The sequence below is a fragment of the Sivoneniella epilithica UHCC 1019 genome, assembly GCF_040830845.1.
Classification (GTDB): domain Bacteria; phylum Cyanobacteriota; class Cyanobacteriia; order Leptolyngbyales; family Leptolyngbyaceae; genus ULC077BIN1.
On record NZ_JBFPDP010000020.1, the window covers coordinates 37399 to 56009 of the forward strand.

Consider the following 18611-nt stretch of genomic DNA (forward strand, 5'->3'; position numbering starts at 1 on the left):
TTGACTCTAAATCGGCTTTTAAGAAATAGGTGGAATCAATCGACTAAATAGGATTCGATCGCGCCCTGCCAGCGATCGCGAAGCGTATCTATCTCTACTTTAATCGCGGAATTTGCGAACGTAATCCTTAAACCAGCAGTTCGACTATCCACGCCTCCCAGCCTTTGCCAATCATTTTCTAGATGCGTTTGCAGATAGGTTTCCCACTCAGCTTGATGCGATCGCGCCACAGACACAATAATCCGCGCCCCACCTTCTGCAAACAAGAGGTGATCTAGACGGCATGGGGAATCGGGAAAAGTGAGAGTCGCGCCCAAGTTGCCGCTAATGCAGGATTCCGCGATCGCTACTGCAACGCCACCCTCTGCGGAATCGTGAGCAGACCGAACCCAGCCTTGACGAATTCCTGCTCGGCAAACGGTTTGCACCCGGCATTCCAGTTCAAAATGAACGACAGGCGGCTGTCCGGCAATTACCCCCTGAACCGCTGCCAGATACTCTGATCCTCCTAGCGTCATTGTGGGCGATGGCTCCGCGTCTAAAGGCACACCCAGCAGATAGATCAAGTCGCCTTCTGCCTGCCAACCTTGCCCACAAATTTTAGTCAAGTCGGGAATCAGCCCCACCATGCCAACCACTGGCGTTGGATAGATGGGTTGGGGCTTGCCGTTGGCATCAAGGGTTTCGTTATAAAGCGAGACGTTGCCGCCCGTAACTGGGGTGCTAAAGGCAGTGCAAGCTTCGGACAAACCCCGACAGGCTTCTGATAGTTGCCAGTAGCCGATCGCGTTTTCAGGACTGCCAAAGTTGAGATTATCGGTGACTGCCAAGGGTTCTGCGCCCACACAACTTAGGTTTCGAGCGGCTTCGGCAACGGCGGCTTTGGCTCCTTCGTAGGGATGCAAGTAAACATGGCGGGCGTTGCAATCGACGGTGGCGGCGACTCCAGGGAAGGAGTTAGAGTTTTGAGTTTTGAGTTTTGAGTTTTGAGTTTTGAGTTTTGTAAGTCCTTCGGACTGGCTTTGCCAACGCGTAGCGTTTCCGTCGGAAATATTTTGAGTTTTGTCTAGGTTTTCAGAGGATATAAGGGGGCGGATGCGGATGACGGCGGCATCGGCTCCACCGGGCATGATCACGGTGTTGTTTTGAACTTGGTGATCGTATTGGCGATAGACCCACTGTTTTGAGGCGATCGAGGGCGTTGCCAGCAGTTGAAGGAGTATTTCATTCCAGGTGAGGAATTTTCCTTGGGCTTCAATGCCCGTGGCGGTGCAATCCGGTAAGCTAGCTGGAGTCCACGCCCAGGCTTTTTGGGCATAGTCGGGTGGTTCGCTCAGCAGTTCTCGATGGTAAATTGGTGTGTTGTCTGCTAGAGCGGTGGCGGGAATTTCGGCGGCGATCGCCCCTTGAAACAAAATCCGCACTATTGGGTCAGCAATCACGCTGCCTGCGACGACGGCATAAAGCCCCCAGCGCTCAAAAATATCAATCAGTTCTTGCTCTCGTCCTGCCTCTGCCACGAACAGCATCCGCTCTTGCGATTCCGATAACAGATATTCGTAGGGCACCATGCCTGTTTCGCGCACAGGAATTTTGTCGAGATCCAGTTCAATGCCTACGCCGCCTTTCGCCGCCATTTCCGACGTAGAGCAGGTGATCCCCGCTGCGCCCATGTCTTGCGCGGCGACCACGGCTCCGGTTTTGAAGGCTTCTAGACAGGCTTCGATCAGAGATTTTTCTAGAAACGGATCGCCCACTTGCACGGCGGGGCGATCGTCCATGGAAGCATCGCTCAATTCGGCACTGGCAAAGCTGGCTCCGCCCATACCATCGCGTCCGGTGGTAGACCCGACATACAAAACCGGATTGCCAATCCCTTTTGCGCCCGATTTGACGATTTCCTCTGTTTCCATCAGACCCAGCGCCATCGCGTTGACTAATGGATTACCCGAATACGCCGGATCAAAATAAACCTCGCCACCCACAGTGGGCACTCCGACGCAGTTGCCGTAATGAGAAATTCCAGCGACAACCCCGCTAAATAGCCGCCGCGTCCGGGCATCATCCAAGGAGCCAAACCGGAGTGAGTTAAGGATAGCGATCGGTCGGGCACCCATGGTGAAAATGTCTCGCAAAATGCCGCCTACGCCAGTTGCCGCACCTTGAAAGGGTTCCACAGCAGAGGGGTGATTGTGAGACTCAATTTTAAATGCGAGATGTAAACCGTTGCCCAAATCTACCACGCCTGCATTTTCACCGGGACCGACTAAAACGCGATCGCCCTTCGTGGGAAACTGTTTCAGCAAAGGGCGCGAGTTTTTGTAGCAGCAGTGTTCCGACCACATCACGCCAAACATCCCCAGTTCCGCCTTATTAGGATGTCGCCCCAACCGCTGCACAATGTCAGCATATTCCTCTGGCTTAATGCCCTCCGCAGCAATTTCGTCAGCAGTAAACGGGGCAGAGGAAACAGACATAGGGCACTCCAACAGGAAATAGACAGGCATCGCGCCTCAAGACCGCTCTATTCTACCAATGTCTTTCCAGTAACCCTGAATATTCGCCTGAGCGATCGCTGTCTACTGAATGGTTACAGATTGCTCAAGCCGAACGGCGATCGCTGACTTATCTATCTGATCAGTGACAGCTTACAAAACCAGCGTGTAGGAGTCCTCATTCGTCAGCGTCAATCTGTAGCCGTTAATCCGCAAAAAAGTATCCATCACAGCCAATGCGGTTCGTTTACTAACCGTCTACAACAGAAATTCAGGAGTTGGCAAGGCGACGATAAACCTCCTCATATTGCTGCACAGAAGCAAGATACGCCTGCCCAACCCGACTGTTGTGATCAGATGTTGTGTCTGGTTCAGCTTTGAAGGAACGCACCAGCGCCAACACCTCCTCTAGCTGAGCCTCCGGCAGTTGCTCCAGTTCTTGAATAAGCTGCTCTTTAATCGTCATAAAGCTACCGCAACAGAATCTATTAACCAGTTTAACGCCCAAACCCATCTACCCAGGCTGCCAAAACCCTTTGACAAGGCAATAACAGATGCAATCCTACCTATTTTGATTTACTGGCGTTGACACTGCGATCGCGGCTTTTTGGGGAGGGGCGATCGCTCTCCATAGCTGCCAACTTGTAGAATGAATAAAGCAAATCTATTGCAGGAGTTGAGTGCGTGGAGTCCCGTTATACCCCAGGATCGAGCGCAGCACCGCTACAGGAAATTAAAGCGCAGGTAGTCAAGCTATCAATTTCTGAGCGTCTAGAACTGATGAGTGCGATCGTGCAATCATTGCAGGTAGATCAGGCTGAAAATTGGCAATACTTGGAGTCTCGTTCTCATGCTTGGCGGCAACAACTTTACCTGAAAGGACGGAAATTGCTGGCTGCGATCGTCTGGCAAGACATGATGGCAAATCAACTGTCCTCAGAGCAAGCGGCTGAAAATTGGAGCTTGCCCCTTGCGGCGATCGATGAAGTAATTCGTTACTGCGACAGCCATCAAGAACTGCTGAAGTTGGAAGCGGCGGAGGAACGAAATCGGTTAGCCGCTGGGGGAGTGTCGCTTGAGCTTACGACTACTGCTGGATGAAGATTCTCAGGCAAAGTATTTACTGAATTTGCTACGACTAGCAGGACATGATGTGATCACGGTCAACGAAGCGGGTTTAGAAGGACAAGTCGATTCTGAGGTTCTCAACTATGCAATTCAGGATAGGCGATCGCTGCTGACTCGCAACTGCAATGATTTCCGAGAGCTTCACGAAATAAATCCTAATCACTCAGGGGTTTTGGCAGTTTACCAAGATGCTGATCTAGCTAAAAATATGAGCTATCAAGCGATCGCCCCGGTAATTAATCTAGACGGATAGCCGTCCAAAATTAGTGGGTGATCATCACTAGAAATACCGCTCGTGCTGAGTTTGAGATTATTTGCGATCGCAGCCAAGAATGTTAGCATTCCGCACGCTGACGTACTTTCAAAATGAAAGAAATTAGATTTACTTGACGAGTATTTGTACTTTCTGAAAATCTAATTTCTTAAAAATCTTGATAATGTTTGCGATTGGGTAAATGTCTGTTCTTTCAAATCGGTGAGGTGGCTAGCATTAGTACCAAGTTAAATTTAGTTGGACACAGTAAGATTGATCTAATCTGTACTTGGTTCTGTTGTGACTACTGAAAGACATGACTCAAAAATGGAGCGGTTGCTTCAATCTGACTGGCGAAAACAAACTATTCCAAAAATAGGCAAGGAAACTTGGGTTACTGTTTATTTGAGTGAAAAAAATAAAGATGAAGATATTAGTATATTTTCCGCTTTAATTCCTAACAAATCAGTTGAGATTGCATCAAATAGGACATCTTGGGAATTTTATATTGGCGATGGACACCCTAATTGTGTAGTCAGTCATCACCAAGATGATGAGCAGGTTACTTACCTCAGATTTGGCAATACAGAAGGAGTAGAACCTTTCATTATTAAGCGAAATTTTAATGGTATTCGCAAGTCATATAATGAAATTACCGAGGAATTTCGACACTATCATCGGCTGTATCATGACTTTGATACAAACCAGCTTCTTAAATATGATGACAGAGGCGATGAAACTATAGTTGCCAAAATTGAATCTGATCGAGTTCAAGTTCGCCTCCAAGAAATTCGCCAGTTCCTTGCGATCAAGGAGATGCACTTAGCAATCTACTTCGACCTCATACGTTACTCCGATTTGGCACTAGACAAACCGCCTATTGATTTAGATTACACAGATGATCTGACCTGCTATGTTTGTCGCGCTGACTCTGCACAGTTTCTTTTGGGAGACGGTTACAACTCTTTTTCACGGCTTCTTGGGAAAAAGCTAATCGCTCCATTACCAATTGAAAAATGTGGGCTATGGCCATTTGATGAAGAAAAAGAAGAATACGTTGATTTTATAATTGATGCTGATGAGAACGGAGATTCAATAACTTACTCTTCTGAGCCAGATAAACTTGCAAACTATTTTGGTGCTAATCCAGATGCACCAAATTATCTTAAGCCTGTATTTTTCCAACGCGAAGTACTTACAAAGTATTATGCCCATCCAGAGCGTTTTTCAGTCGAAGATGGTTTCTTAAGATGTCAAGGATTGTGGGGAATTCAAATTGACAATAACAATAGTGATTACGTTGCTGTTTTTCTTGGAGATTTAGGCAGGGACTTGCCTTATAAGGAGCAGTTATACTGGCGCAGTTACAATATTTTACCGGAAGGAAAAATTAGCGAGGTTAACTTCAAGCGTAGTTTTTTAGCAGAAGCAACTGATCCTAATCAAATAGATCTCGTATTCAAGTTGCGATTTTCTCATTTTTCAGAGAGGTGGACAGAAAAAATGGGTTGGTCACTTTTTCTACGTTTGGCTGATTCTGATCAGCATCTTTACGAAGCCTTGCGTACGCCACTTACAAATAGCCAAGCAGAATTTGATTCACAGGTACTAGCGCTCACTAAACTGATGATTGATTCGCTTAATGAGCGGGAACTTATGAAAGCGTTACCAGAAGCCAATAGTGAAATCAAAGGCAGTATATCTAAGTTTGAACGATTTCTTCAGGTATGTAATTTCCCAAACGTGCAACAGCACATCCAATTTCTCAGAAAAGTTCAGGGACTTCGATCAGCTAGTGTTGCTCATCGGAAGGGGAGCCAGTACGAAAAGATAGCATTGAGTTTTGGCATAAAAGAAGGTAATCGGGCTGCTATTTTTGAGAAAATTCTTGTTGATGCTACAAGCTTAATTTCTGACATTGAAAAACATTTTCTGCAAGAGTCCAGCAGTGGCATAGATGCGACATAACAATTTGGTTGCAGCGAACCAAAAGATATTGGCGTGGATACAAAGGATTGTTCAAAGCCCTGAAGCCCGATTAGGTCGGCAAGATGAGTTTGGGCAACGATACACTCTAGACTTTGCGCTTGAATGGCAGAATAAAAATGCCACCGTGCGGAGTGGCTGGATTGTTGAGCATGGTTCAGAGATCCCGAAGTTAACGACCTGCTATCCTCTGTAGTCAGTAGAGGTGATAAGTGTGATAAACAATACTGCCAAATTGCTAGACGTTGTAGCCTTGACTGTTGACCTTCCCCAGTATCATTTGTGGCGAGGACAGGTTGGTACGGTGGTTGAAATATTAGCGAATGGCGCAGCACTTGAAGTTGAATTCAGCGATCGCAATGGTCGCACCTATGAGTCTTTAGGGTCGCGTCCAGAGCAAATCATGGTTTTACGGTTTGAGCCAGCGTCGCCTAATCTAGAGGCTGACATGGTTACAGCATGAGCAGTCCTATTTTGCTTTGGCTTCCAGGGTTTCTAGGCGACTTTTCAGATCTTGATTTTCCTGTTTGAGTTGGTCGAGTTCGGTGCGGAGTTGTTTGACGGCTTTGTCTGATCCGGCGTTTTTTTGGACTTTTTGGACGGCTTCTTCGGCGATGCGGCGCACTCGACCATCGGGGGTTTGGTTTGCCAAGCTTTGGAGAATGGCGATCGCTTTGGCGGTTTCCATTTGTCCGAGGGCATTGGCAACGGAGACTTGGGTGAGGAAGAAGCTTTCTCGCGAGAGTTCTTTGAGCCGATTGAGAATGCGTTCTAAATTGACGTTGGTTTGTCCGCTGGAGATGGCACCGAGGGCGCGAATGGCACCGAGCCGCAGGGCTTGGGGAATGCCGGGTTCGGTGTAGTCGAGAATGATGTCGAGTGCGGCGACCGAGGTTTTCATGTGGCTGAGGGCAGCGATCGCGCCTGATCTGACGACTTCATTCCAGCCTTGCCGCTCTTTTAGCACCGACTTCAGCAGCTTCAAGGTTTTTTCTTCTTTCTCCTCCATTAGGTTTGCTCCGGCAATGCTGCCTAGGGCGCGAATGGCGGCGGCTTCGACGTAGTAGCTGGCATCACCTTTTTCAACAATGGGCTTCAAGGCTTTGTAGCTGTCTGCGGTTTTGATGGTTGATAAAGCTTCCACGGTGGCGCGACGCACTTTAGCATCCGCATCTTTTAGCCCCACTAGCACTCCTGCAAAGGCTTGATCTAACTTGATGCTTGCCAAATTTTTCACCACTTCCACGCGCACTCCCCAAAATGGCTCTTGCTTTAGGGCGGCGGCTAAGGCTCTCACGGATTCCAAGCCACCTTTTTTTGCCAATGCTTCGGCGGCATAGATGCGAGAAACGGGATCGGGATCGTGCTGTAGCTGAGCTTTCAGTTCGGGGATTGGATACTCTAGCGCTACGGTTTTGAGGGTGGGATTTTTAGCGTCGAAGCTGATGAAGTTGGGCTTTTGTTCTAGCGGGAAATAGAAGGATTGTTCGCGATCGCGAATTCGTACAGTAAAGGGCTTCAGGTGTTTTTTTTCGTCTGTTTCTGTCACATAACCAAATGCGATCGCGATTTTTAAGTCGAACAGGTCTTTGCTGTTGTTGTCTTTGGCTTGGGTTTGGGTGACGGTGACTTTTGCCAGGTTGCTGTCGTTGTCCCAGGAATAGGCGACTTTGTAGTCGGGGTGTCCGCCGCGAAAAACATATTGATCGAAGAGAAACAGCAGGTTGCGTCCGGTGGCGGTTTCAATGGCGCGCAGCAGATCCACGGTTTCGACGGTGCGGTGGGCGTTGTCGTTGACGAATCGGGCGATCGCGTTCCAAAAAAGCTCTTCGCCCAACTCTGCCCGAATCATGTGATAAACGCAGGCTCCTTTTTCGTAGAGGTGGCGATCGTAGAGTTCGATCGCTTCTCGGTAAACATGGGTGACGATGGGGCGGCGATAGCGAGATTTATCTTCATCTAAATAGTTGCGGGCTTCGTTGAGCAGATAATAGGCGGCATCGTCGGCACTATATTCGTGATCCGTCCACATGACTTCGGAATAGGATGCCATGCCTTCTTTCAGCCAAGCGTGAGACCAATGTTTGATCACGACGAGATCGCCAAACCATTGATGTGCCAATTCATGGGCAACTAAGCTTTCAGTATTGCGGTTGTCGATCGCGGCGCGTTCGTCAATCAAGCAGCGATCGGTGAGCAGCGTCGTGGAGGTGTTTTCCATGCCGCCAAAGATAAAATCATCAACGCACACCTGAGCATATTTGGGAAACGGGTAAGCGTAGCCGTACTTTTCGCTAAAAAACTCAATCATGCGCGGCGTTTTGCCCATGCTGATTCGGGCTTCGGCTTCTTTGCCCTTTTCCACGTAGTAAGTCACGGGTTTGCCGTTCCATTCGTCGCGCAGTTCGGCAAAATCGCCCACGGCAAGGGTCATCAGGTAAGTCGGATGCACCTGTTTTTGATGCCAGTGGAAAATCTTGAAGTCTTTGCTTTCTTTGGTTTCCACCAATTCACCATTGGAAATGGCAATCAGATTTTTGGGCACCCGCACCCGAATTTCTGAGGTTGCCAGTTGCCCCGGATAGTCGAAGCAGGGAAACCAAAAGCGGGAGTCTTCATCTTCGCCCTGAGTCCACACTTGCACGGGCTTATTGGGATAGTGTTTGTCTGGCGCGATGAAGTACAGTCCACGCTGGGGTTTTTCTACGCAATAGGCGATCGCCACGGTTACTATTTTCCCAGCTTCCGTTGGCTCCGTCAGATTCACCTGTAACTGCTCCCCGTCATAGTCGAATTTCTGCGGGATTTCTGCCACCGTCACCGAGTTGATGATTAGATTAACGGCATCAAATGTGAAGCGATCGATGCCACTGCGGACTGGCTTAATCTGAATGCTGCACGTTCCTTCATAGCTCTGGTTGGGAATATCTAAGATCAGATCTAAGAAAATATGCTCGACCTGCCCAGGGCGATCCGGGTTGTAGTGCGGTTTTGCACCGGGCAACTCAAAAGATTTATGACCGTTATCAGGATTCAGGTGTGACTGCATGATGGGGCAACTAAAGAATAACCAAGAAAAATAATTGTAGTCCTTAGTCGCTTGCCTGGGCTACTTGCTGGATAATAGAGTTTATACGATGTGCAACCTAATTTACCCTCATTCCAACTTCGCCCTCATCCCAACCCTTCTCCCTAGGGAGAAGGGCTTTCAGAATCCTCCGGTTCCCTCTCCCTTGGGGAGAGGGCTAGGGTGAGGGCAGTCTTGGCAAGTATTTCAAGAAAGTTGCACATTGGTAAGTTTATCTATTTAGAACCGTATTACCTAACTTTTTATGACTGCTACTGTTTCAGCCCCCAGCCTCGCCTCTCGGTTAGTCAACGGCATTTTGGCGATTAAGCCGATCGCGGCTCTGGCAAAAAATCGCGCTCGTCAAATGATGATTCAACGGGCAGATGATATTGGTGTGCCCTGGTTAGAGGAAGTGGCAACTCTGAGGGCGCGAGACTGGAGTGCTGATTTGGCTGCGGTGCAAAATCCCGATTTGCACTATCCCGCTTATTACACGACCTCCTTTCACGCCTATGAAGAAGGAAATTTGGGTTGGGAGCCTGCGCTGGAAGTGGAAGTTGCCGCCCACGCGGTTCATGCGCGAATTTGGCAAGAGGGCGACGCAACGGGAGACTCTCGGTTGCGCCAAAGCTATCACGAAGCGATGAAAGCTCAGTTGTCAGAAGAGCCTAACGACATTGTGGATTTGGGCTGTAGTGTGGGCATGAGTACGTTTGCGCTGCAAGCTGCTTTTCCTGATGCGAAGCTTACTGGAGTGGATTTGTCACCTTATTTTCTAGCGATCGCTCACCACCGCGCCCAACTGCGATCGCAAGGCACCGCCAACGGAGTTCAAGCTCGCTTTCTGCCGCTTGAGACTCTAGCCTCTGCGCCTCTTTGGGTTCATGCGGCTGCCGAAGCCACAGGTCTACCCAGCGCTTCCTATGATTTGGTATCGTCTTGCCTGATGTTTCACGAACTGCCTCAAACAGCCGCGATCGCGATTTTGCAAGAAGCGCGGCGCTTGCTGCGTCCCGGCGGTCACTTGGCGATTATGGACATGAACCCCAAATCAGAGATCTATGCCAAAATGCCGCCCTACATTTTGACGCTGCTGAAAAGCACTGAACCCTATCTGGATCAATACTTCGCGCTAGATATTGAACAAGCGATCGCCGATGCTGGATTTGAGCGTCCCACCATTACCCACAATACGCCTCGCCATCGCACGATTGTTGCCCAAGCGATCGGCTGAAATCAGTCTACGAATTGCGTTATAACCACAAGGGAAGCCTAAACAGAGTGCATGGAGGCGACGATGCGGTTGGCTGCCGAGTGTGAAATTTTGTTTGAAGCGAGCGAACCGACCCCAGTCATTTTCATGCTGCGCCCTCGGAGTGGTGAGGGGCAATGGGTTGTAGCTGAAACTTACTTGCTTGAACCGAGCGTTTCGGTCACCGAATATACCGATACCTTTGGCAACTTATGTCAGCGGTTAGTAGTGCCAGTTGGGGCTTTTCGGCTACATACGACTGCTTGTGTTGAAGCCGCTGCCGAGATTGACGTGTATCCAGGTGCGCCTTTTGTGCCGATTCAGCACTTGCCAGAAGAAGTTCTGCGGTTTCTGTTGCCCAGTCGCTATTGCCAATCGGATCAAATAGGCAATTTGGCGCTAGAAATTGTGGGCGATGCAGAACCGGGATATGACCAGGTAGAAGCGATTCGCCATTGGATTCAAACTCATGTGGACTATCAGTATGGCACTAGCGATGCTTCAACTTCTGCTCTAGACACTGCCCAAAGCCATGTGGGAGTATGTCGCGATTTTGCCCATTTGGGGATTGCCCTTTGCCGTAGCCTAAACATTCCTGCTCGGATGGTAGTGGGCTATCTCTATCAACTTGACCCGATGGATCTTCATGCTTGGTTTGAAGCTTATGTGGGCGATCGCGCTGAATCTCCAACGGTTGGACGCTGGTATACCTTCGATGCGACTCAAAAAGAACCACGCGGTAACCGAATTGCGATCGCGTATGGATGTGATGCGACTGACGTTGCCCTGTCTACTCAATTTGGAGCAATGCAACTGTTAGAGATGAAAGTTGCAGTGGAGGCTTTGGAAGAGGAAATCAATATAAAAGTCAGGGATAGCCTTCTATCTGATCCCTGACTCTTTAAATTTAAACCTGTTGCTGGACCTAGATTAGCCGAGACAAGATTAAACGGCTTTAGCAGCAACTTACCCTTATAAGGAGTCTGAGCAATCTATTTGGGTAGATTACCAACAATTTGGTCTTTCAGTTCTCCTAGCTCCTGCCCTAGTTCTTGGCGAGTGGATGCCTTCAACATATAGCGGTAGACAAACCAAGCGCTATATCCCAGCCCCACTAACTGCAAAATAGGAGCCAGTAACGGAATATCATCTACCGCATCAAGAAGCGCTAAAGTCATTTTAACGGCTAAGATACCGCCAAAAAGGAGACCTAAAGTGATCAAAGGACGACGGTATTCGCTAAAAAAGTCAGATAGATATTCTGGCAAGCCAGCCAAAAACTTGGATATACGCTCTCCAATCTGGCTGATCTGCTGATTAACGTCGCTAGTAGATTCACCAGCAGGGAGAAGAAGAGGCTCATCCGTTATTGGCAACACGGTAGGATCGGTGAAATCGGGGGCGCTTGCCATTGGAATTTCAGTTTCTCTAATTTCAGAGTTCATATTTATTACCTGGAACAACAACCTAAATGCTGCCTGTTAGATGAGTCGCCACCACTAAAGCACTAACGGCTTGAAATTACTATTTTGACTAACTTTTGAATAACTGACATATGCAGTCAGATAGATAAATATCCGATATTCTTGAATCTGTAAACGGTAGTTAACAATTTTCTATGTGTTTTTCTTGACCATGCTGTTCTATTTTAGGTTTTGAGAGGTAAAAATAGCTAAAGCTTTGGAGGCAATGCTAATGTGCTAAGGAGGAATGCGATCTCAGCGGTTTAGGTTCATCTAACTTTTGAGTGGTTGCCGTATAGATTTCTTCTTGGGCATAGTAAATCGATAGGTGAGTTGCTCCTACCAGCACCCAAGCTTCCCAGCAAATTTTTTCTATGTCGTATAACAGTTGATCGACCATCCAAGGCTCAGCACAATGGATAGCTAGCGTATTTTTAGGGTTTAGATGCAGAAAGCAAAGTGATAAAGAATCAAGAGAAGTAGACCGAAATCGCTCTATCCGCTGCTGCTCAAGAGTGAGTAAATCATTGTGGTTCAGGTCTAAAAACATAGGACGATCTCGGTTCGGAACAATACCTTGATTTAACCGGACTTGAGAAAATGTCCCTACGGTAAAACCTAGGATATTTCTAGTTAGCTTCATAAGCAGCTAAGGAAATTTACGTAGACTCTAGTCCATAGATCAAGTCAAGATGCCCTGAGCATTATGCGTGATCAATCCAAAATCATTGATGTTGAATTATGAAGAGTGAAAACTGAGTGGGTAGTGTCTCTGTATCGTGGGAGATTGATAGGACAAGAGCAATCGCGATCAAGGTGACATGGTGGGTTTACGGTAATTTTATTGCGATCGCCGAATGTCAAAATAGGCTTCTAGCAGATCTTGCCAGCGTGGATGGTGTTGGAGTCGTAGCTGCTGCCATTCCATCGCTGTTTGTTGAATAATCTCGGCAAAACTGGAAGATAGCACGATGAGATCTGCTAATGCTGAAATTTTGAGGCGTTGTTGGAAGGCGATCGCGAGGGTGCCAATCCATTCTGCTGAGCTAGCTCCAACGATATGGGCACCTAACAAGGTGCCGTTTCGCTGCACAATCAGCTTGCAAAAACCAGTTAGGTCACTGTGGATCTGCGCTTTTATCAGGCGATTAAACGGCTGGCGCAAAATTAAGACATTGTTGCCATATTGTTCGATCGCTTGGGGTGCAGTTAACCCTATCCAAGCGGCAGTAGGATTGGTGTGAATGCTAAAGGGACGAGATCGGTAATCGGTGTGTTGATTTGAGAGAAACAGCGCATTTTTAACGGCAAGTTTGGCTTCATAAGCAGCTAGATGGGCTGAGAGTAAATGTCTCGTTCTACCTTCGCAGATGTAAATGTTGGGATTTGTGGTTTGCAACTTAGAATTCCGTAAAATCCCATAGTTTCGCCTTTTTACCCCTACTGCTTCTAGGTTCCAGGTTTCTACGGTGGGGATTGGCTCCACCGCTAGCAAAATGTTATCGGCAACTAAGGAATGAGTGCCAAACTGAATTGATTTCTTGCCATTAACCAATTGGATATCACTCACATTCACATTCAGCCAAACTTGTACTCCTTCTGCTTCAAGCTGCGCCTGGATGAACTGGGACACCTCTGGGTCAGCCTCGCTGAGTAGATGAGCGGTGGTCATGAGCAGGATGATCTGACATCCGAGCCGCTGAAGGGCTTGGGCGAGTTCCACGGCAGCAGTCGTATTGCCAACGATCGCTAAGGTTGCAGGTAAGGAAGGCAGTTGCAATAGTGTTGTCGGAGTTTGATAGCCTGTGTGCAAACCAGAAATTGCCGGAATCAGCGGATGATGAGCCGGGGCAAGCAGGTAGGAGCGCGATCGCAGCAGCCGTCCATCGACAAAGAAGCCAGGGGCGGGTTTACGGCAAAATTCGCCGCTATGGGGGATGATGTCAATGCCAAGGGTTGCTAAGGCGGAGGGCGAGTGGCGTTCATCCAAGTTATGGGCGATCGCTTGTATCCAGGGTTTGACAGCTTGCCAATTTAAAGCTGGAGGTGCGGAGGCGTGCTGACAGAGGGGCGATCGCTGCCAGTGTTGCCCTGATTCAGTCATGCACCCAAGTTGGGCTAAGGCTGGCATCAGCAAAGAATCTGGCAGCGTGGAAAAAGCTATTCCCTGTGTCACTAGCGCCACACGCGCTTTAAACTGCGCTGCAAAAATGGCGGCTTCCACTCCCGCCGTGGTGCCGCCAATGATAACCAGATCGTAGTCAACAGGCATGGCGCTGACTACTCCTCGTATTCGGTGATGCTACCATTCCTCAATGTCGCCAGTGACGGGATTGATAGGAGCTTCAATATCATCAAGGGGGGCGGCAGTGGTAGCAGTTGCAGTGGGTTGCAACTGAGGCTGAAACTGGAACAGAGAATAAACCACATTCCGGCGAATATCGGTCATCATTTCCAAGAAGAATTCGTAGCCTTCGCTCTTGTATTCAATCAGCGGATCTTTTTGCCCATAGCCGCGTAAGCCGACGGATTCGCGCAGCCCATCCATTTGCTGGAGGTGTTCACGCCAGAGGGTATCAATCTGCTGCAAGATAAAGAACCGCTCTGCCTGCCGCATTAATCCGGGCTGAAGTTGATCAACTTGTGCCTCTTTGATATCATAGGCAATGCGGACTTGCTCATGTAAGAAGGCTTTAATTTCCCCCAGGGAAAAGTCTTCTAGCTGCTTAGGTTCTAAATCTGCCAGTAGGTAGACAAATTCTTTCACCTTGCTAGAAAGCTTCTCTAGTTCCCATTCTTCGGGGGGCAATTCTGGATTGACGAAAGCACCGACAATATCATCCATGGTCAATTCGGCATACTTGATCATCTGTTCTTTCAAGTCTTGCCCTTCCAGCACTCGGCGACGTTCGGCGTAGATCGCTCGACGTTGGTTGTTCATCACTTCGTCATACTCAAAGACTTGCTTGCGAATGTCGTAGTAATAGGTTTCAACTTTTTTCTGCGCGCCTTCCAAAGAGCGAGTTAACATGCCGGATTCGATCGGCATATCTTCTTCTACGCGAAACGCATTCATCAAGCCAGCGACGCGATCGCCGCCAAAAATCCGCAGCAGGTTATCTTGCAAGCTGAGGAAAAATTTGGTGGAACCGGGGTCACCTTGGCGGGCGGCGCGTCCTCGCAGTTGATTATCAATCCGGCGAGATTCATGGCGCTCTGTGCCAATGACGTGCAAACCGCCCAGATTCACCACTTCATCGTGTTCTGCGCTGGTAAACACTTCGTACTCTTGGCGAATTTGATTGTAAATTTGGCGCAATTTTTGAATTACGGGGTTATCCGTGGGCGCTTTTTCGGATGCAACCGCTACCATGTCTTCTGCCTCAAGTTCAGGCAGCGATCGCTCTCCATACTGTTTCACCGCAAATTCCACTGCCTCTTTCAACAGTTTTTCGGTATCTTTTGACAGGCTGGTTGGATAAATTTGGGGCGATGCTTTCCAGCTTTTCATCTTGCGACCGGGAACAAAGCCCTGTCCGCCACCTTTGCCACCATGGGCAGCAGGGACATCAGTGATGGCAAATTCGTCTTCATCTTCCGGCTGGACAATTCGGGGCATGAAGTATTCCCGCACCTTCAGCCGCGCCATATAATCCGCGTTGCCGCCTAAAATAATGTCGGTGCCGCGCCCTGCCATGTTTGTTGCAATCGTGACCGCACCTTTCCGTCCGGCTTGCGCCACAATTTCTGACTCTCGCTCTACGTTTTCGGGTTTGGCATTGAGCAAGTTGTGGGGAGTGTTGACTTCTGCTAGCAACCGAGAGAGCAACTCGGATTTTTCGACGCTGGTGGTGCCAACGAGAACGGGGCGACCGACTTGATGCATTTCAGCACATTCGAGGGCGATCGCGTTCCACTTTGCGTCTTCGGTTTTGTACACCACATCCGATTGATCTTGGCGAATATTGGAGCGGTTGGTTGGAATGGTGGTGACTTCCAGGTTGTAAATCTTGCCAAGCTCTGCTTCTTCGGTTTTGGCGGTGCCTGTCATTCCTGCCAGATTAGGATAGAGCAGGAAAAAGTTTTGGTAGGTAATCGTCGCCAGAGTTTGGGTTTCGGGCTGAATTTCTACGTGTTCTTTGGCTTCGATCGCTTGATGCAATCCATCGCTCCAGCGACGACCCGGCATTACTCGCCCGGTAAACTCATCCACAATCACCACTTCGTCGTTGCGAACGATATAGTTCACGTCTAGGATGAAGAGTTCTTTGGCTTTAATGGCATTAAAAATATAGTGCGCCCAAGGATCTTTTGGATCAAACAGATCGGTTACGCTTAAAAGCTGCTCTGCTTTAATAAAGCCTTCATCGGATAGCAAGACGTTTCGCTGTTTCTCGTCCACTTCATAGTGTCCTTGAGTGTCATCTTCATCGACTTGGCGAACCAGTTGAGCCGCTACTTGAGCCGCTTGCAGATATTTTTCGCTGGGGCGATCGACTTGTCCTGAAATGATCAGCGGTGTGCGGGCTTCGTCAATCAAGACCGAATCAACTTCATCAATCACGCAATAGTTAAACGGACGCTGCACCACATCTTGAATGGAGGTTGCCATGTTGTCGCGCAGATAGTCAAATCCCAATTCGCTGTTGGTGCTGTAGGTGATGTCGCAGGCGTAGTTTTTCTTGCGCTCCTCTGGGGTCATGGTTTGCTGAATTAGCCCCACGCTTAACCCTAAGTATCGATGCACTTGCCCCATCCATTCGGCATCGCGGCGCGCTAAGTAGTCGTTGACGGTGACGACATGCACTCCTTTTCCGGCGATCGCATTCAGGTAAGCAGGCAAGGTAGACACCAGGGTTTTTCCTTCCCCTGTCCTCATTTCGGCAATCTGACCTTCGTGTAAAATCATGCCGCCTAGCATTTGCACATCAAAATGGCGCATTCCCAAAACTCGTCGGGCGGCTTCTCTCACCACTGCAAAGGCTTCGGGTAGCAAATCATTGAGGGATTCACCTTTTTCAATCCGCTGCCTAAACTCAACGGTTTTCCCTTTTAAGTCTTGGTCTGAAAGGGGTTGAATGTCGGCTTCAAATAGAGCAATCTCGGTCACAATCGGCTGATACTTTTTGAGCTTCCGCGTATTCGGATCGCCCAGCAACATTTTTAACATGGCAGAATGATGGCAAATTTCTAAGTTTTTATGGGCAAGAGTAAAATGTTGGGCATTGCTGAATCTGAGATGAAATTCGTAGGGGCAATCCCTTGTGGTTGCCCTCGATCTCTAGCAGGGTAGGCACAAGATCTACCCCTACAGTCAGCAATCATACTTACATTCAGCAACGTCGAATGTTGAAGAGGAGAGGCGAAGGATTAGGACTAATTGTCAATCGCCGTAACTCCTACGGAGACGCTATGCAAACGTCAATCGTCAATCCTCACGGTGCATTCTGCCACTCGGCGCTGAGGCTGCGGAAATCATAAGTTCCGGCTCCGGGATGGCAAGAGATGCAAGTAATTAGGCTTGCCCGTTCGGGGAATTTGACTCGCGGATGGAGCAATTTGAAGTAGGAAGACTGATAGATCCGGTAGGGAATGGATTCGTCAGCGCCCAGTGGACGAGAATAGTCTCGCAGATATTGCCAGACAATTTGGACTTCAGGATTTCCTAAGGGTTTAATGGTTGTGCCATAGTGATCGGCATCTTGCAGCAGCGATCGCCAAGTTTGAGACGGCATCACGGCAGGCGGCAAACCAATATGACAGGTGGCACAATTTTCCAAATAAAGCTGTTGTCCCAATTGGTAGCGTTCTGGAACCAGGTCCACTGTGCCGATCGCCGCAGTCGTTGTATTTGGCTGAGCAGCATCAGACGGTGTAGCAAGTTGAGCCGTCAAATCTCGTTCTTGCAGCGGAATGATTGCCGATTTTAAGGGTTCTATGGCTTGCGCTAATCCAATTCCCAAACACAAACTCCATAGGAGTAATAGCACTAACAAGACCCAAATAGACCGCTGCCGAGGAGGTTGAAACTGACGGTTTTTGCGCCTTGTGCGATCGCGGTTTATTGAAGAATTGCGTTTAGGAGAATGGGTCATGCCAGCTAGAAATGCCAGTCAGAATATTGAGATGAAAGGGCTGTGAGGGATCTAAGTCCCACATTGTATTCTAGCGTCGCCTGTATGCAATCAGGCGCGTAACTTTTGCCAAGAAGCTGTAAGTCTTTTAAAAAGACACAGGTTTCTGCATCAAAGGACTCATTTATTCACGAAATAGTTCTTGTAGTCTAAATAAAATCGTTCAATGCAATAGGACTATGGATTGTCGAAAAATTCAGTTTTGCGATCGCCGTTCTCAAGTTGATTTTCAGCAGCTTCAAGCATTGTTCAACTTGGCTGCATTTTGGGCACACGATCGCCGCCTGGAAGATCTGCAAATGGCGGTTGCCAACAGCGATCCAGTGATTACCGCTTGGGATACCCTGGAAGTTCCCTACAAACAGCGCATGATTGGCTTCGCCCGTGCCAACTCAGACGGCATTTATCGCGCCACTATTTGGGATGTGGTGATTCATCCCGACTATCAGGGCGCGGGACTCGGACGAAAACTTGTCCAAACCGTAATCAGTCATCCTAAACTAAGCCATGTAGAGCGGGTTTACCTGATGACCACCCATCAGCAGGAGTTTTACAAAAAAATTGGATTTGAATCCAACTCCAGCACCACAATGGTGTTACACAATCAGCCGATTGAAAGGATTAGGGATCAGGTGTTGGGGGGTAAAGAATGGCAAATGGCGAGTGACGAATGGTGAATGGCGATCGCATAGCGCCTCCGCAGGAGAGATGTCCAATGGCGAGTGACGAATGGCGAGTGATAAAACGCAGCAGAGGATAACACTAGGGAATAAGTGTCACGATGGCAATAGTTTTAGTAAAAGTCCAACTCTTACCGAAACCCGAACCCT

General features: G+C 48.5%; 16 protein-coding genes. 8 read left to right on the forward strand and 8 right to left on the reverse strand.

Annotated features, from left to right (window positions below; genetic code table 11):
- Nucleotides 1-35: 35 nt before the first annotated feature.
- Nucleotides 36-2477 (reverse strand): phosphoribosylformylglycinamidine synthase subunit PurL, encoded by a 2442-nt coding sequence (gene purL, locus AB3R30_RS13820; RefSeq protein ID WP_458649775.1) that lies wholly within the window; start codon nucleotides 2475-2477, stop codon nucleotides 36-38.
- Nucleotides 2478-2766: 289 nt separating this feature from the next.
- Nucleotides 2767-2961 carry a hypothetical protein gene (locus AB3R30_RS13825; RefSeq protein ID WP_458649776.1) on the reverse strand — a complete coding sequence of 65 codons (195 nt, stop codon included), beginning with the start codon at nucleotides 2959-2961 and terminating at the stop codon, nucleotides 2767-2769.
- Between the two features lie 218 nt (nucleotides 2962-3179).
- Between AB3R30_RS13825 and AB3R30_RS13830 the strand changes: the two genes are divergently transcribed.
- The 5 genes from AB3R30_RS13830 (at nucleotide 3180) to AB3R30_RS13850 (ending at nucleotide 6325) form a co-directional block, all read left to right on the forward strand.
- Entirely contained in the window at nucleotides 3180-3596 is a 417-nt protein-coding gene (locus AB3R30_RS13830; RefSeq protein WP_458649777.1) for a hypothetical protein, read from the forward strand.
- Nucleotides 3571-3876, forward strand: coding sequence for a DUF5615 family PIN-like protein (locus AB3R30_RS13835; RefSeq protein ID WP_458649778.1), 306 nt, complete (start codon nucleotides 3571-3573; stop codon nucleotides 3874-3876). The genes AB3R30_RS13830 and AB3R30_RS13835 overlap by 26 nt, the downstream gene beginning before the upstream one ends.
- Before the next feature lie 300 nt (nucleotides 3877-4176).
- Nucleotides 4177-5844 carry a hypothetical protein gene (locus AB3R30_RS13840; protein WP_458649779.1) on the forward strand — a complete coding sequence of 556 codons (1668 nt, stop codon included), beginning with the start codon at nucleotides 4177-4179 and terminating at the stop codon, nucleotides 5842-5844.
- Complete coding sequence (locus AB3R30_RS13845) at nucleotides 5834-6058, forward strand: DUF6883 domain-containing protein (protein WP_458649780.1); 225 nt, start codon at nucleotides 5834-5836, stop codon at nucleotides 6056-6058. Before AB3R30_RS13840 ends, AB3R30_RS13845 begins: the two co-directional genes overlap by 11 nt.
- Nucleotides 6059-6076: 18 nt before the next feature.
- On the forward strand, nucleotides 6077-6325 hold the full coding sequence (locus AB3R30_RS13850; RefSeq protein WP_458649781.1) for a DUF4926 domain-containing protein: 249 nt from the start codon (nucleotides 6077-6079) through the stop codon (nucleotides 6323-6325).
- A 6-nt stretch (nucleotides 6326-6331) separates the two neighbouring features.
- Here the strand turns inward: AB3R30_RS13850 and AB3R30_RS13855 are convergent, their stop codons facing one another.
- A complete protein-coding gene (locus tag AB3R30_RS13855) occupies nucleotides 6332-8911 on the reverse strand; it encodes a M1 family aminopeptidase (protein WP_458649782.1) in 2580 nt (859 codons plus the stop codon).
- A gap of 283 nt (nucleotides 8912-9194) precedes the next feature.
- Here AB3R30_RS13855 and AB3R30_RS13860 point away from each other — a divergent pair, with 283 nt between their 5' ends.
- Together AB3R30_RS13860 and AB3R30_RS13865 are read left to right on the forward strand one after the other, a co-directional pair.
- Nucleotides 9195-10166: a class I SAM-dependent methyltransferase gene (locus AB3R30_RS13860; RefSeq protein ID WP_458649783.1), complete on the forward strand. Its 972-nt coding sequence runs from the start codon at nucleotides 9195-9197 to the stop codon at nucleotides 10164-10166.
- Nucleotides 10167-10217: 51 nt separating this feature from the next.
- The gene (locus tag AB3R30_RS13865; protein ID WP_458649784.1) at nucleotides 10218-11081 is read left to right on the forward strand and encodes a transglutaminase domain-containing protein; all 864 of its coding nucleotides are present in this window, start codon (nucleotides 10218-10220) and stop codon (nucleotides 11079-11081) included.
- Between the two features lie 95 nt (nucleotides 11082-11176).
- Here the strand turns inward: AB3R30_RS13865 and AB3R30_RS13870 are convergent, their stop codons facing one another.
- From AB3R30_RS13870 to AB3R30_RS13890, 5 genes are all read right to left on the reverse strand, one after another.
- Nucleotides 11177-11629, reverse strand: a complete 453-nt coding sequence (locus AB3R30_RS13870) for a CAAD domain-containing protein (RefSeq protein ID WP_458649785.1) — start codon at nucleotides 11627-11629, stop codon at nucleotides 11177-11179.
- A 247-nt stretch (nucleotides 11630-11876) separates the two neighbouring features.
- Nucleotides 11877-12290, reverse strand: coding sequence for a hypothetical protein (locus AB3R30_RS13875; protein ID WP_458649786.1), 414 nt, complete (start codon nucleotides 12288-12290; stop codon nucleotides 11877-11879).
- 198 nt (nucleotides 12291-12488) lie between these two features.
- The gene (locus AB3R30_RS13880) at nucleotides 12489-13919 is read right to left on the reverse strand and encodes an FAD-dependent oxidoreductase (RefSeq protein WP_458649787.1); all 1431 of its coding nucleotides are present in this window, start codon (nucleotides 13917-13919) and stop codon (nucleotides 12489-12491) included.
- 30 nt (nucleotides 13920-13949) lie between these two features.
- Nucleotides 13950-16817: a preprotein translocase subunit SecA gene (secA, locus tag AB3R30_RS13885; protein WP_458649788.1), complete on the reverse strand. Its 2868-nt coding sequence runs from the start codon at nucleotides 16815-16817 to the stop codon at nucleotides 13950-13952.
- Between the two features lie 265 nt (nucleotides 16818-17082).
- Nucleotides 17083-17742 carry a diheme cytochrome C gene (locus AB3R30_RS13890; RefSeq protein ID WP_458649789.1) on the reverse strand — a complete coding sequence of 220 codons (660 nt, stop codon included), beginning with the start codon at nucleotides 17740-17742 and terminating at the stop codon, nucleotides 17083-17085.
- Between the two features lie 218 nt (nucleotides 17743-17960).
- Here AB3R30_RS13890 and AB3R30_RS13895 point away from each other — a divergent pair, with 218 nt between their 5' ends.
- Nucleotides 17961-18458, forward strand: coding sequence for a GNAT family N-acetyltransferase (locus AB3R30_RS13895; RefSeq protein WP_458649790.1), 498 nt, complete (start codon nucleotides 17961-17963; stop codon nucleotides 18456-18458).
- Nucleotides 18459-18611: the final 153 nt, after the last annotated feature.

Excerpts from the sequence above, each read along its gene's own strand:
- AB3R30_RS13875 (WP_458649786.1), bottom strand. The coding sequence starts at position 12,290 with ATGAAGCTAACTAGAAATATCCTAGGTTTTACCGTAGGGACATTTTCT.
- AB3R30_RS13880 (WP_458649787.1), bottom strand. The coding sequence starts at position 13,919 with ATGCCTGTTGACTACGATCTGGTTATCATTGGCGGCACCACGGCGGGA.
- AB3R30_RS13855 (WP_458649782.1), bottom strand. The coding sequence starts at position 8,911 with ATGCAGTCACACCTGAATCCTGATAACGGTCATAAATCTTTTGAGTTG.
- AB3R30_RS13825 (WP_458649776.1), bottom strand. The coding sequence starts at position 2,961 with ATGACGATTAAAGAGCAGCTTATTCAAGAACTGGAGCAACTGCCGGAG.
- AB3R30_RS13870 (WP_458649785.1), bottom strand. The coding sequence starts at position 11,629 with ATGAACTCTGAAATTAGAGAAACTGAAATTCCAATGGCAAGCGCCCCC.
- AB3R30_RS13890 (WP_458649789.1), bottom strand. The coding sequence starts at position 17,742 with ATGACCCATTCTCCTAAACGCAATTCTTCAATAAACCGCGATCGCACA.
- secA (WP_458649788.1), bottom strand. The coding sequence starts at position 16,817 with ATGTTAAAAATGTTGCTGGGCGATCCGAATACGCGGAAGCTCAAAAAG.
- AB3R30_RS13860 (WP_458649783.1), top strand. The coding sequence starts at position 9,195 with ATGACTGCTACTGTTTCAGCCCCCAGCCTCGCCTCTCGGTTAGTCAAC.
- AB3R30_RS13865 (WP_458649784.1), top strand. The coding sequence starts at position 10,218 with ATGGAGGCGACGATGCGGTTGGCTGCCGAGTGTGAAATTTTGTTTGAA.
- purL (WP_458649775.1), bottom strand. The coding sequence starts at position 2,477 with ATGTCTGTTTCCTCTGCCCCGTTTACTGCTGACGAAATTGCTGCGGAG.
- AB3R30_RS13845 (WP_458649780.1), top strand. The coding sequence starts at position 5,834 with ATGCGACATAACAATTTGGTTGCAGCGAACCAAAAGATATTGGCGTGG.
- AB3R30_RS13895 (WP_458649790.1), top strand. The coding sequence starts at position 17,961 with ATGGATTGTCGAAAAATTCAGTTTTGCGATCGCCGTTCTCAAGTTGAT.